This is a genomic window from Sagittula salina (genome assembly GCF_017813235.1).
GTDB lineage: Bacteria > Pseudomonadota > Alphaproteobacteria > Rhodobacterales > Rhodobacteraceae > Sagittula > Sagittula salina.
In genome coordinates, this window is record NZ_JAGISH010000003.1 from 376,410 (window position 1) to 389,226 (window position 12,817).

General features: G+C 65.3%; 16 protein-coding genes, 1 tRNA gene and 2 pseudogenes. 9 read left to right on the top strand and 10 right to left on the bottom strand.

Annotation, left to right across the window (positions count from 1 at the left end):
- Positions 1-131 precede the first annotated feature (131 nt).
- Positions 132-362 (bottom strand): hypothetical protein, encoded by a 231-nt coding sequence (locus J5474_RS08045; protein WP_209360292.1) that lies wholly within the window; start codon positions 360-362, stop codon positions 132-134.
- A gap of 149 nt (positions 363-511) precedes the next feature.
- Between J5474_RS08045 and J5474_RS08050 the strand changes: the two genes are divergently transcribed.
- The 4 genes from J5474_RS08050 (at position 512) to J5474_RS08065 (ending at position 2,206) form a co-directional block, all read left to right on the top strand.
- The gene (locus tag J5474_RS08050; protein WP_209360293.1) at positions 512-1,225 is read left to right on the top strand and encodes a M48 family metallopeptidase; all 714 of its coding nucleotides are present in this window, start codon (positions 512-514) and stop codon (positions 1,223-1,225) included.
- Between the two features lie 90 nt (positions 1,226-1,315).
- Complete coding sequence (locus J5474_RS08055; protein WP_245216319.1) at positions 1,316-1,597, top strand: DUF6455 family protein; 282 nt, start codon at positions 1,316-1,318, stop codon at positions 1,595-1,597.
- Complete coding sequence (locus tag J5474_RS08060) at positions 1,590-1,937, top strand: DUF6455 family protein (protein WP_209360294.1); 348 nt, start codon at positions 1,590-1,592, stop codon at positions 1,935-1,937. The genes J5474_RS08055 and J5474_RS08060 overlap by 8 nt, the downstream gene beginning before the upstream one ends.
- 5 nt (positions 1,938-1,942) lie before the next feature.
- Positions 1,943-2,206, top strand: a complete 264-nt coding sequence (locus tag J5474_RS08065; RefSeq protein WP_209360295.1) for a DUF6455 family protein — start codon at positions 1,943-1,945, stop codon at positions 2,204-2,206.
- Positions 2,207-2,300: 94 nt separating this feature from the next.
- Here J5474_RS08065 and J5474_RS08070 read toward each other — a convergent pair whose 3' ends face one another.
- Positions 2,301-3,281 carry a complex I NDUFA9 subunit family protein gene (locus J5474_RS08070; protein ID WP_209360296.1) on the bottom strand — a complete coding sequence of 327 codons (981 nt, stop codon included), beginning with the start codon at positions 3,279-3,281 and terminating at the stop codon, positions 2,301-2,303.
- A gap of 211 nt (positions 3,282-3,492) precedes the next feature.
- Between J5474_RS08070 and J5474_RS08075 the strand changes: the two genes are divergently transcribed.
- A tRNA-Leu gene (locus tag J5474_RS08075) sits at positions 3,493-3,579 on the top strand.
- Between the two features lie 81 nt (positions 3,580-3,660).
- A pseudogene (locus tag J5474_RS08080) lies at positions 3,661-4,091 on the top strand (DDE-type integrase/transposase/recombinase); the annotation flags it as partial.
- Between the two features lie 233 nt (positions 4,092-4,324).
- On the opposite strand, the gene J5474_RS08085 reads toward J5474_RS08080, so the two are convergent.
- The 4 genes and pseudogenes from J5474_RS08085 to J5474_RS08095 all read right to left on the bottom strand — a co-directional run bounded on the left by J5474_RS08085 (position 4,325) and on the right by J5474_RS08095 (position 7,049).
- Positions 4,325-4,516, bottom strand: a complete 192-nt coding sequence (locus J5474_RS08085; protein WP_209360297.1) for a hypothetical protein — start codon at positions 4,514-4,516, stop codon at positions 4,325-4,327.
- Between the two features lie 184 nt (positions 4,517-4,700).
- A pseudogene (locus J5474_RS23245) lies at positions 4,701-4,823 on the bottom strand (hypothetical protein); the annotation flags it as partial.
- Between the two features lie 220 nt (positions 4,824-5,043).
- Positions 5,044-6,381: an ATP-binding protein gene (locus tag J5474_RS08090; RefSeq protein WP_209360368.1), complete on the bottom strand. Its 1,338-nt coding sequence runs from the start codon at positions 6,379-6,381 to the stop codon at positions 5,044-5,046.
- On the bottom strand, positions 6,366-7,049 hold the full coding sequence (locus J5474_RS08095) for a response regulator (RefSeq protein WP_209360298.1): 684 nt from the start codon (positions 7,047-7,049) through the stop codon (positions 6,366-6,368). Before J5474_RS08095 ends, J5474_RS08090 begins: the two co-directional genes overlap by 16 nt.
- Before the next feature lie 130 nt (positions 7,050-7,179).
- On the opposite strand from J5474_RS08095, the gene J5474_RS08100 reads away from it, so the two are divergent.
- From J5474_RS08100 to J5474_RS08110, 3 genes are all read left to right on the top strand, one after another.
- Positions 7,180-7,371, top strand: a complete 192-nt coding sequence (locus J5474_RS08100) for a thioredoxin domain-containing protein (protein WP_209360299.1) — start codon at positions 7,180-7,182, stop codon at positions 7,369-7,371.
- A gap of 97 nt (positions 7,372-7,468) precedes the next feature.
- Entirely contained in the window at positions 7,469-8,041 is a 573-nt protein-coding gene (locus J5474_RS08105; protein ID WP_209360300.1) for a L,D-transpeptidase, read from the top strand.
- Position 8,042: 1 nt separating this feature from the next.
- Positions 8,043-8,657 (top strand): L,D-transpeptidase, encoded by a 615-nt coding sequence (locus J5474_RS08110; protein ID WP_209360301.1) that lies wholly within the window; start codon positions 8,043-8,045, stop codon positions 8,655-8,657.
- Positions 8,658-8,678: 21 nt separating this feature from the next.
- Here the strand turns inward: J5474_RS08110 and J5474_RS08115 are convergent, their stop codons facing one another.
- The 4 genes from J5474_RS08115 to J5474_RS08130 are packed head-to-tail and all read right to left on the bottom strand — an operon-like array spanning position 8,679 to position 12,624.
- Positions 8,679-9,530, bottom strand: a complete 852-nt coding sequence (locus J5474_RS08115; protein WP_209360302.1) for an ABC transporter permease — start codon at positions 9,528-9,530, stop codon at positions 8,679-8,681.
- A gap of 4 nt (positions 9,531-9,534) precedes the next feature.
- On the bottom strand, positions 9,535-10,392 hold the full coding sequence (locus J5474_RS08120; protein WP_209360303.1) for an ABC transporter permease: 858 nt from the start codon (positions 10,390-10,392) through the stop codon (positions 9,535-9,537).
- Positions 10,392-11,504, bottom strand: a complete 1,113-nt coding sequence (locus J5474_RS08125; RefSeq protein WP_209360304.1) for an ABC transporter ATP-binding protein — start codon at positions 11,502-11,504, stop codon at positions 10,392-10,394. The genes J5474_RS08120 and J5474_RS08125 overlap by 1 nt, the downstream gene beginning before the upstream one ends.
- A gap of 58 nt (positions 11,505-11,562) precedes the next feature.
- Positions 11,563-12,624, bottom strand: coding sequence for an extracellular solute-binding protein (locus J5474_RS08130; protein WP_209360305.1), 1,062 nt, complete (start codon positions 12,622-12,624; stop codon positions 11,563-11,565).
- Positions 12,625-12,817 lie beyond the last annotated feature (193 nt).

Sequence of the window (12,817 nt, forward strand, 5' to 3'; positions counted from 1 at the left end):
CTGCACCACGGAAAAGACACCAGCGCCCTTGCTTCTCCGTGGCCGAAATACTCCGGGGTCCGGGGCAGAGCCCCGGTCGCGGGCGTAGCCCGCGCGGGTCGTCCCGCCGCAGGTGGGGCGAAACCGCCCCTTCAGTCTTTCCGGCGGTAGATGCCCTCCGGCAGGTTCACCGCCGCGACGAGGTCGCGCATCTGCGTCAGGCTCAGAGTGATGGTGATCTCCGTATCCCTACGCGGGTCGAACTGGGTGACGGTGATGCAATCCTCGAAGGAGGTGATGATCACGTCCTCCTGGAGGTGGCGACTGCCTTCGTCGACGAGGGTGACGACGGTGGCGTCGAATTCGTGCTCGATGCTGAACATGGGCCGAGCGTAGCGCGACGCGCGAGCAGAGGGAACAGGCAAACGGCGGGCGCACGCCGCTGTCACCCGACCGGCGGCCCGCAAGGCTGGCGCAGCGTGAGAGCGCCGCCTATGGTAGGCACAACACTCCTGTCGCGGACATCCTCCCCATGAACCGAATCGCCCCGCTGGCCCTTCTGGCTCTCCTGTCGCTTTCCGCCTGCGCCACGGCACCGATGCCCGTGCCCTCGCCGATATCGGGCTCCGCATCACCGGCACAGCTGCGCGCCAATCAGGCGGCGCGGCAGTTCGTGCAGGTTGTCGGAACGGTGGAACCCGTGGCCGAACGCGTCTGCCGCGAAAAGACGCGTGGTCTGAATTGCGACTTTCAGGTCGTGGTCGACGACCGCGTGGATCAGCCGCCGAACGCTTTCCAGACAGTCGACAGCTTCGGCCGCCCGGTGCTGGCCTTCAACCTCGGGCTCATCAACTCGGTGCACAACGCGGACGAGCTGGCCTTTGTCATGGGACACGAGGCGGCACACCACATCCGCGACCACCTGACCAAGACCCGCGAAAGCGCCACCGTCGGCGCGGTGGTCTTTGCCGGGATCGCGGCGATCAGCGGCGCCGCCGCCGAGGACATCAAGAGCGCAGAGGAACTGGGTGCCGCCGTGGGTGCCCGCACCTACTCGAAGGATTTCGAACTGCAGGCCGATCAGCTGGGCACGGTCATCGCCTTCGACGCCGGTTTCGATCCGGTGCGCGGGGCGGCGTTCTTTGCGCGCATACCCGATCCGGGCAACCGCTTTCTTGGCAGCCACCCGCCAAACGCCGCGCGGCTCGATGTGGTGCGGCGGACGGCGGCGGACCTGCGGCGCTGAGCCCGTCCAGGCAGCGTTGACCTGAATCAAGGCGGCCCGGATGGTTCAGCGCCATGGTAGGAGCACTTCCCGAACCGAACGAGCCCGCCCATGCACAGCGTCCGTACCCTGAAAAAACACGCCGACCTGGTGGACCGCATGGCCACGGCACAAGGGCTGGACCTCGAAGAGGACATGATGCGTGGGCGGCTCGGGTTCGCCGCGCTGGAGGATGCCGTGCTGCGGTGCACGGGCTGCGCGCGGCCCGACGACTGTACGCGCTGGCTCGACGGGCGCGATGCCAAAGCGGCGGCGCCTGTCGGCGCGCCGCCACTCTTTTGCCGCAACGAAGCGTTCTTTGCGGCGCTGAAACCGGAGCAATCCCATGGCTGACGAACGCGTACGCCCGCCCGTTTTGCCCCGCGTCCACGGTGCGCCCGCTCCGATGGGTGATGAGATGGAACATTACTGGCTGGTGCAGCGCGTGGCAAAGGCCACCGGCATCGACCTCGTGCAGGCCATGGAAAGGGGCGTGCTGGAACAGGCACGCTGGGCCGAAATCGTCACCAGTTGCCGCAGTTGCCACTGGACGGACGGCTGCGCCCGCTGGCTGGAAGCACATACCGAAGCAAAGGACGCGGAGGACCGCCCCCTGCCCGGCCCCTGCCTGAATCGCAGGCGACTGGCACAGGTTAAGGCCGACCTCGGGGAGATCAGTCAGCGCGAGGAGTGAGAACGATGCAAAGGATGCTGGGCGACCCGGCCCGTCATTTTTTCATGACGCGGGGTGTGGCGCGGGTGATGGGACTGAACCTCGGCGCCGCCATGGCCTGCGGCACGCTTGATCCGCACCACTACGAGGAGATGGTGACGCGGTGCCGGGGCTGCGCACTGGTGGAAGCCTGCGAGGAATGGCTTTCTGCCCGGGTGGAGGTGAGCGCCGCGCCGCCGCCGGGCTGCTGCAACGCCGCCACGCTGTCGCGCCTCAAGGCCGGTCGTTGAGGCATCCCGCCCCGACTGTGTCCCGGCCCGCCCCCCGCGACGAAATCGCCCCGCAGTCGCCTGCGGGGCCGGTGTCGGTTCATAAGGGGCGCCATCAGTGGGCGCGCAGGTTCCGGGCCGATTCCTTGATCGCGTCGTACTGACCCGAGGGGCGGAAGCGCCACAGGTAGTCGGGCAGCACCGCTTCGGGCGCAGTCGGGTGAATGCCCAGATCGGGAAAACCCTTTTGCGTTCCGGTCATCACGTTGTCATGCCGCAACTGGGCAACCTGATCGCGGGTGATCTGTTGCGGCACGAGGCCCAGCGTCAGCGTATCCACCAACCCCATGACGGAGGCCATGGGCCGCGCGAGGAAGAAGGGGATGTTCACCATCAGCTTGCGACGCCGGATCACGCCCAGCATCTGCTGCATCAGTTCGCGGAAAGTCGCCGTTTCCGGCCCGCCCAGTTCATAGATCCCGGTGGCCTCGCCCTTTGCCCCCATGCAGGCGGCCCGGGCGACGTCGTCGACATAGACCGGCTGGAACTTCGTCCCCGCGCCAACCAGCGGCAGCACGGGACCAAAGCGGGTCATGGTTGCGAAGCGGTTGAAGAAGTCGTCCTCCGGCCCGAAAATGACAGAGGGGCGCAGGATCATGGCGTTCGGCATATGCTCCAGAACGCCCTGTTCGCCTGCCCCCTTGGAGGCGGCGTAGCCCGAGTCTGCCTCCGGGTCGGCGCCCATGGCGGAGAGGTGGACCATGGTCGGCACGCCCTGTTCCGCAGCGATACGGGCTATGCGGGTCGCACCCTCGGCCTGCACGGCCTCGAAATTGTTCTTTCCGCCCGCGTCAAACGTGCCGACGCAGTTCACCACGGCATCGGCGCCCGCCAGGGCGGCGCGCACCGACGCGTCGTCGCGGATGTTGCAGAACACCGGCTCCACCTGGCCGACGGCGCCGTAGGGTTTGACAAAGAGCGCCTCGTTGGGGCGACGCACGGCGACGCGCACGCGCCAGCCGTCCTTTGCCATGCGGCGGGCAATGTAACGGCCGACAAAGCCGGATCCGCCATAGATGGTGACGAGCTTGGACATGCGCCTCTCCTTTGCACCGGTTGCGAGTGGTTTAAGGCCATGTTGCAAGCGGGGCAAGATGGCCGTTTGACGCGATTTTCAAGGTGGATGGACGGTCGCACGGGCGGCGCGCGAAGGCTGCGATTATTTTCGAAGGGGGTGCGATTTTTCTCGAAAAATCGCGTTGACAGTCCCGCCGGCTGACCGTAGACAGCGCTCCACCAACTCCAGTGCCCAGATGGCGGAATTGGTAGACGCGCTGGTTTCAGGTACCAGTGGCCTAACGGTCGTGGAGGTTCGAGTCCTCTTCTGGGCACCATAATAAGCCCCTAAGGTTTTGAAACCTTGGGGGCTTTTTTGCATCTGGATTTTCATGCGCACCTTTTGCGGCCGACACTTCGTCGACAACACGCTTGATCGTCGGTTCGACATGGCCAAGCCGGACACGGAATGGGTGACCGATCCTACACCCCCACACAGCAGGGCTTCGCCTATCTTGCCGTGGTCGTTGATCTCTTCTTGAGCCGTGTCGCCGGCTGATCGATGCAGAGCCGCCAGACGACCGACGTCGTCCTGCAAGCTCTGCTGATGGCCACCTGGCAAAGAAAGCCTCGTGACGAAGCTCTGAGCCACTCCAAGGCAGCCAGTTCACCAGCATGGACTGGGCCGCTTTCCTGAATCCCACGACCTCGAGCACTGAGGCGCCGGCACAATTGCCATGACAATCCGGTCGCAGAGAGCGTCTTCGACTTTCTCAAGCGCGAACGGACCAGGCGCCGGCCCTTACCGCGCGCGCCACGGCTCAACCACGACTCCGTCCGATACGTGGACCCTCATGCTTTCTGCCACCTCGTGTGAGGCCTGCGTGGCCTCGCCAGCCAGTCGCGCGGGGACGAACGAAAACCGTACGGCGAGCCTCAAGCCCCATGCGCGTCATGTACTGTGAAAGGGTCATGTCGCTGAGAACAGTCGCCCGCGCATTAGCAAAGAGATGGCTATCACGCGCAAAGGGACGGGCCATGTCGATCACGGCCAGCGCCTCGGAGGACAGCGGGACGCGAAAATCAGTTGTCGCGCTTGTGGCCCTTCATTGCCGCGCTCGGCACGGGCCACACTTCGCCGTCGATCTGGGCAAGGCGCCAGTGCGGCAATGGGCCAGAGGGCACGCCCGTCAGGATCGGCAGACGCAACGCCAGATGCGTAAAGGTCTGTTCCTTCAAGGTCGCATGGAACGCGGGCGCCTCGGCCCACGGCATTGCGGATCTGTCTTTTCCTCGTGCCGGGATTTTCCCAGCAGAGCCTTGGCCTTTCCTGTCGCTGGCAAGTCCACGTCCAGACACAGCGCCGCCTGTGATCGGCGCGCGCGGTATTCCGCGCGGCGCTTTCGCGCTCCTTTTGCAGTTCACGGCCCTGTTTGGCGGAGCCGCGCCAGTCGTCGGCAATCTTGCGTGCTTGCGCCAGCGTTACACCAGGATACCCGCCCGGCGCCTTTCCCGCCGTCTGCCGTGAACCGTCATGCGCGGGAAACATTTTCCGCTGCCCTCTTGGCATTTGATCAGCCATAGGCCCGCGCCGTGACAATTATTGCCCGCCGGGGCGGTTTTCACGAATGCAGCAAATGTCTGTCGCGTTCTGGCAATATGGTGCCCATTCAAGGATGGGAAATCTGTCCGCCTTTCTGTCCGCCCCTAGATATGGATTTGCCCCGCCCCCCAAGTTTCTGACCTTGGGGGCTTATCTGCTTTCGCTCCCATCGCGGGCGCCGCTACCGCTGGGCCATGCGTCAGGTCAGACGGAGCCGTACGGTCTGGCCCTGCCCCGCGCTGTCCTCCAGTACCATGCGCCCGCCAAGCCGTTCCATCGCGCCGGCCGTGATCGACAGACCGAGGCCACTGCCCTGCGGCCCCGTCGCCGGTCCGCGGACAAAACGCTCCATTGCCCGCTCGCGCAGGTCGCCAGTCAGACCGTGGCCTTCGTCGCTGATGACAAAGGCGATCTGTCCCTCCGCGCACTCCAGCCGGACCCGCACGTGCCCGGCGCGGGGCGAAGCGTGGATCGCATTCTCCACCACGTTGCGCAGCGCGGCGCGCAGCAGAAAAGGATTGGTTTCCACCGGCGTCAGGTCGTCCGGCGTTTCGGTGTCCAGCGACACCTCACGCGTCCGCGCCAGCGTGTCGAGGTCCTCCAACGTCTCGCCCAGCAACTGGGTCAGGTCGGTCAACTCCGTGCCGAATTCGGCGCGCTCGACGCGGGCAAGTTCCAGCAACTGACGCACCATCCGATCTGTGCGATCCACCGACTTCTCGATCGCCGCAATGGCTTTTTCACGGATTGCCGGGTCGCCGGTTATACGAAGGAGCTGCGCCTGCGTCCGCAGCCCGGCCAGCGGGGTCTTTAGTTCGTGCGCGGCATAGGTGGTAAAGTCGCGCTCGGTCTCGCGGGCGGCGGCGAGGCGGGCAAAGAGGCTGTCGAGCGCGCGCCGTACAGGGCGGATCTCGCGCGGGGCCGCGCCGGGCGGCAGCGGCGACAGGTCCTGTGGCGGGCGGGCACGCAGGGTTTCCGCCAGCCGGTCAAGCGGCGCAAGACCGCGCGCCACGCTCACCCAGATCAGCAGCGCGAGAATAGGCAGGATCAGCGCGGCGGGCAGCAGGAGTCCTTCGATCAGGTCAAAGATCAGCCTTTCGCGTACCGCCATGCTATCCCCCACCATGACGCGGACACCGAGCGCCTCGTTGGTCAGCGTGAAGACCCGCCATGGCTCCCCGTCGACGATGGAGCGCGAATAGCCGTCTTCCGCGGCGCTGGTCAGCCGCGATGCCGGCGCCCCGTCGGAGCGGCCCGCCATGGTGCCATCCAGCGCCCATATCTGGCAGGACAACTGTTTGGTGTAACCCGCCGCCTGTGCCATCGGCACCATCAGCGGCACCTGCGCGGCGCGGGCCACGGCGATTCGCTCGTCCGAGATCAGCGAGGATACCATGCGCGCGGCTTCGGCAAGGCGGGCGTCCAGCACCCGTTCGACTTCCGCCCGCGTCGAGGTCTGTATCCAGAAAGCCGCCGACAGCCAGACGGCCCCGGTTGCCAGAACGAGGATCAGGAACAGTCTCAGCCGGATCGAGATGGCGTGCCCTCCTCTTCTGCGAGACGGTAGCCCAGCCCGCGCAGGGTTTCGATAAAACCCCGCCCGAGCTTGGCGCGGAGCTTGTGGACATGGACCTCGACGGTGTTGCTTTCGATTCCCTCCTGCCAACCGTAAAGCCGTTCTTCGAGCATCTGGCGGGACAACACCCGGCGCGGGTGTTCCATAAGCGCGTGCAGGATGGTGAATTCCCGGTGGGAAAAGGTGAGGTCCTTTTCCCCGAATCGTCCTCTCAGGGTGGCGGGATCGATGCGCAGGCCGTTGTGGCTGAGCGCGCCGCTGGCGCGCCCCTCGCGCCGCCGCAGCATCGCGCGCAGCCGGGCGGCCAGTTCGGTCAGGTCGAAGGGTTTGCCAAGGTAGTCGTCCGCTCCGGAATCCAGTCCGCGCACCCTGTCCTCTACCCGGTCCCGCGCAGTCAAAAGCAGGACCGGCAGGCGCTGCCCCTTGCGGCGCATCTCGGTCAGCAGATCGGTCCCCAACCCGTCGGGCAGCATGATATCCAGCACCATGCCGTCGAACTCCGAGGTTTCCAGCGCCAGCCGCGCATCTGCGAGCGTATAGACATGGTCGGGGGTGAAGCCGGACAGGCGCAGCCCGACGGTCAGCCCGTCGGCCAGCACCTCGTCATCCTCCACGATCAATATCCGCATCCTGCCTCCTTCGGCGCCTGTTTGCGCCCGCGTGCCGTCGCCCGCCAACCTTAAGTCAGCCTTAAGCCTCGCTTAAGGTTGGCTGTCCATCCAGCCTCCGTGAAAACAGTACACGTCCTGCGGGTCGCGCTTGCCGCCTTGTCGAATCCATATCCCACCCGGTCCGGCTGGGGGCAGGCTGATCGCGCGGAACAATTTCCGGGCTACGGCGCTTGGCTTCAACGGCACCCCGGCCTTTGCCACCGGACCCACGCTTTATGCCGATGCGCCGGACAAGGCGACCCTGTCGCAGGCCATCGCCACAGCCCGCGCCGAGAGTTGAGCAGTCGCATCCCGAATCCGGGCGGCACCCCGCCCCGACGCGGTTCGCAACCGGACCCGGCCAACAACGGGCCGGGCCACAATACAGGAGACCGAGCATGACAAGACAGTTTACCCGCCGCCACGCGCTGACGCTTTCCGCCGCCGCCGGCGTCAGCCTGTTCACCCCAGCCCACGCCCGCGCCGAAGGGAGGCCGTTGGCCGATGCACCGCGCCACAACGTCTCGAGCTTTTCGATGCAGGACTGGCGCGACCATTTCGACGACCTGGGCAAGGCCTCGATCGTCGCCGACACGGAATCGCGCGCGCTGCATTTCTGGAACCACGACGGAACGGATTACCGCGTGTTTCCGACCTCCGTGCCGATCTCTGACGAACTGACAAAGCGCGGCTATACCTCCATCGTACGAAAGAAGACGGGGCCATCATGGACGCCGACGCCGTCGCAGCTGAGGCGCTATCCCGACTGGAAGCCAATCGGACCCGGCCCGGACAACCCTCTGGGCACGCATGCCATGTACCTCGGCTGGCCCGCCTATATCATCCACGGCACGCACGACACGCGGAAGATCGGGCGGCGATCCTCGGACGGGTGCATCGGGCTGTACAACGAAATGATCGCCGAGTTGTTCGAACTTTGCCCGGTGGGCACGCAGGTGCGGGTGATCTGAGATGAGACGCAGGGATATGATTTTCGGGGCCGCCGCGCTGGTTGCCGGTCCGGGTCTTTACCCGCAGGTTAGCGCGCAGACGACGCCCGCTGCCGCCAGTTCTGACACTGCCACGGTGCCCGCACCGCGTGTGGTGCAACTGGCGCGGCCCTACCCGGCGCCCGGAGAGGTGCATGTGGTACCGGGGCCCTTCACGCTTTACTGGACGCTGGAGGACGGCAAGGCGATCGCCTACCCGATCCGCATCGGGCGCGGCGACCTCTACGAGCCGGGGATCTACGACGTGGGGGCAAAGAAGGAATGGCCGTCATGGACGCCCACCCCCGGCATGATCGCACGCGAGCCGGAGAAATACGCAAGGTTCGCGGAGACCGGCATTCCCGGCGGCCCCGGCAACCCGCTGGGGGCGCGGGCGCTTTACCTCTTCACGGATGAGCGCGGTGACACCTTCCTGCGCATTCACGGCACCGACGATCCCTCGACCATCGGGCGGGCGGTGTCGAACGGCTGCGCGGGGCTGATCAACGAGCACGTGATCGACCTTTACGACCGCGTGCCGGTGGGGGCACGGGTGGTGCTCTACCCCAAGGGTGACAGTGTCACGCGCGAGGGATGAACACCCTCGTCCAGCGGCGCATCAGCTGCGCCGCTGGAACAGGATCACGACCAGCGCCAGCAGCGATGACCCCAGCATCAGCAGCAGCGAGACGGCGTTCAGCAACGGGGTCGACCCTTCCTTCAGCCGGTCGAACATGGCGATGGTCAGCGGCGCGTCCGACCCTACCAACATCAGCGTGGTGTTGAAGTTCTCGAAGCTCATCAGGAAGGCCACCACCACCGCGCCGATCATGGCGGGCGCGAGGAACGGCAGGGTGATCGTACGCACCGCCGTCAAACGCGTCGCGCCGAGGTTCAGGGCGGCCTCTTCCAGCGTGCGGTCGAATTTCTGCAGACGCGCCGAGATGACCAGCGTGGCGATCGTGGTGATGAAACTGAACTGCCCCAGCACCACCAGCAGAAGCCCCGGCCTGAATGCCTGCACATCGATCTCGGCCATGTCCCAGATGCCGTTGGCCAGCGTCGAGGAAAAGAGCAGGATCGAGATGCCCAGCACGATCCCCGGGATCACCAGCGGCAACAGCATCAGGACATACAGCAGCCCCTTGCCACGGAACTCGTAGCGGTTGAAGAGGAAGGCGTTGGTGGTGCCGACGCAGACCGAGAGCACCGCCACGCAGCCCGCGACGAGGACGGAGGTTCCCACGGCGCGCAGGATGCCGCGTTCGTGGAAGACACCGATCTGCGGGCGTTCGTTACCGAAGAACCAGTTCCAGGTGAAGCCCTCCCACGGCAGCGATGGGAACTGGCTGTCGTTGAAGGCGAAGACCGCGACCACCGTCAGCGGCAGCGCGAGGTAGAGAAAGAACAGCGCAACGTAGCCGCCGTAGGCCAGACGGAAGGCGCGGGATTGCGGGATCGTCGGGATCATGGCGTCACCCCATCGTCTCTTGCAGGGTGCGGCCGGTCAGGCGCAGCATCCCCCAGACGATCGCCGAGGACAGCACCAGCAGCATGAAGCCGAAGGCCGCGCCCAGTTCCCAGTTCGACCGCACGATGAACTGGTTGTAGATCATCTCGGTGAACCACAGGCTGTCCTTGCCGCCGAGCATGGTGGGCGTCAGGTAATTTCCCAGCGACAGCATGAAGACCACGATGCAGCCCGAGACGACGCCCGGCATGGCATGCGGGATGATGATCTCGCGCAGCACGGACCAGCCGTTGCCGCCGAGGTCGTAGCCCGCCTCGATCACGCTGTCGTCGAGGCTTTCGAGCGTGGTGACCAGCGGCACCACCATGAACAGCATGGAGGTATAGACGAGGCCGACCATCATGGCGGCGTCGTTATAAAGCATCTCAACCGGCTGGTCGGCCAGCCCGACCCATTGCATCAGGCTGGAGATGAGGCCGGTTTCCCGCAGCAGGATCATCCAACCGAAGGTGCGCACCAGTTCGGAGACGTAAAAGGGGATGAGGCACAGCAGAAACAGCACCTGTTGCAGGCGTCCCTTTGCCATCTTGGCTATGTAATAGGCCACCGGGAAGGCGACCAGCAGAGTGATGGCCGTGGCCAGCACCGACATCACCGCCGTGCGCCCGAAGGTGCGCAGGTACAGCGGTTCTGTCAGCGCCTTTTCGTACTGCGCAAGGCTGGGTTCGTAGACGCCGAAACTGATGCGCTCGCGCAGGGAAATCAGCGCCATGTCGATATGCGGGATGACAATCAGCAGGCCGAGCCACAGTACCAGAGGCGTCAGCAGAAGGATGAAGCCGATCCGGGTCTCGGCGCGCATCAGGCGATCCTCCCGAAGCAGGTGCCCTGCACCGACCCCCAGCCGATGTGCACCGCATCGCCGCGCTTGAGGGCGGCGAATTCGCCGGACTGTGGCAGGGTGACTTCGAGCGTTTCGCCCACGCCGTCCTCCACCAGAATCCGGGAAGCCGCGCCGTTGAACAGGATGCTGGTGACGGTGCCCTGCAGGCGGTTGTCGAAGACGGAAAGCGCCTCGGCGCTGGAGGCGAGCCGGATCGATTCGGGGCGCACGAAGATCTCTGCCCGGTCGCCGGCCTTCAGTCCCGCACCGCTGGCTCGCATGACAAGGCCACTGTCGGTGCGCATCTCGATAGCCTCGCCCTCCGTGCGTTCCACCCGGCCCGTCCAGCGGTTCGAGTCCCCGATGAAACCGGCGACAAAGGGCGTGTCGGGACGGTAATACAGATCCTGCCCGGTGCCGACCTGTTCAAAGCGGCCGTGGTTCATCACGGCGATCTGGTCAGACATCACCAGCGCCTCGGACTGGTCATGCGTGATGTAGACGAAGGTGGTGTCAAAGGCCGCCTGAAGCGCTTTCAGCTCCACCTTCATGTGTTCCCGCAGCTTCAGGTCGAGCGCGCCGAGCGGTTCGTCCAGTAGCAGAACGTCGGGTTCCAGAACCATGCAGCGGGCGATGGCCACGCGCTGCTTCTGCCCGCCGGACAGTTCATCCACCTTGCGCCCCCCGATACCCGGCAGGCCGATACGCTCCAGCGCCTCCCCGACCTTGCGCGTGATCTGGTCCTTGGGCAGACCGCGCCGCCGCAGCCCGTAGCCGATGTTTTCGGCAATCGTCATCATCGGGAACAGCGCGAGGTGCTGGAACACCATGTTCACCGGGCGCTTGTTCGGGGCCACGTCCAGCACCGAACCGCCCTTGATGCGGATGTCCCCGGAGGTGGGTTCGAGGAAGCCCGCGATCATGCGCATGATCGTCGTCTTGCCGCAGCCCGACGGCCCGAGGATGGAGAAGAAGCTGCCCGGCGGGACGGTGAAGGACACGTTGTCGACAGCCGTCGTGTCGCCGAAGCGCTTCACGAGGTCGACGCATTCGAGATCGGGGGCCAGATCAGGGGCCAGATCAGGGGTCATGGAAAATCCGTAAAAGGAGGCGGCACCCGACCAAAGCCGGATGCCGCCCGTGTCTAGATCAGTTCGCGGCCTGGACGCGGTCCAGTACCTCACCCTCGATGGATTCCAGCCCGGCGGGGACCGGCGGATACCACTTGATGTTGTCGATGGCCTCCTGCGGGAAGCTCGCCTGGTACTTGGCCTTCAGCCCTTCCTCTGCGTATTCGTCCGCCCCGGCGGAGGCGGTGAAGTTACCCGCCGACGCGGTGATCTTCGCCGCGATCTCCGGCTGCATGACGAAGTTGATCCAGGCGTAGGCCGCGTCGTCCGCCTGCCCCTTCGCGGGCAGCACGAAGGTGTCGATCCAGCCCAGCGCGCCGGAGGTCGGCGCGACAAAGGTTATGTCGGCATTGTCGCCGTTCAGCTTCCAGCCGCCGGTGTCCCACGCCATCGACGCGGTGACCTCGCCGGAGCGCAGCAGGTTCATCAGTTCGTCGCCGCCACCCCAATAGGTCTTCACGTTGGCCTTGCACTCGACCAGCTTGGCCTCGACCTTTTCCATGATCTCCTTGTACTTTGCTTCGTCGCCGTAGGCGGCAAAGGGGTCCTCGCCCATGGCGAAGGCGAACCCGATCAGCGTCGGACGCTTCAGCCGGTAGGAGACCTTGCCCGCCACCGCCGGATCGCAGAGATCGGTGTAGTCCTTCACCGTGTCGCCTGCCTCCGCCGTGTTCAGCACGAGGCCGGAGGTGCCCCAGACGTGCGGCACACCGTAGACGTCCCCGTTCACGGTCGTGTTCTTCATCGTCGCCTCCAGCATGGAGGGAATGAACAAGTCCTGGTTCAGCTTGCTCACGTCGATCGGCTTGTAGATGCCAAACTCCATCTGCGGCCCCATGACCCGGTCCTGGCTGGGCTGCGCCAGATCAAAGCCGCCGCCGCCGGTGGCGCGCAGCTTGGCGATCATTTCCTCGTTGTTGGATTTGGTAACCTCAACGGTGTGGCCGGTCTGTTCCTCGAACATCTCCACCACGTCGTCGGGGGCGTAGCCACCCCATGTCAGCAGGCGCAGCGTGTCGGCCTGCGCCGCCCCGGCCAGACCGGCAAGCAGCGTGCTGGTCAGAAGAATGGTTCTGGTCATGGAATGTCCTCTCTGTCGTTTGCCGTATTGATTCCGCTCAGGATGCCCGCCGTTTACCATACGGTCAAATTTTCCCGTGCCGATCGCGGCGCTTTATGCGCTCGTTATTCGACAACTATGTGAAGGCGCGGCAAGGGAACAACGAAAAACGCGCCCCGATCGGGGGCGCGTCATCCGTGGAACCGCCAATGGG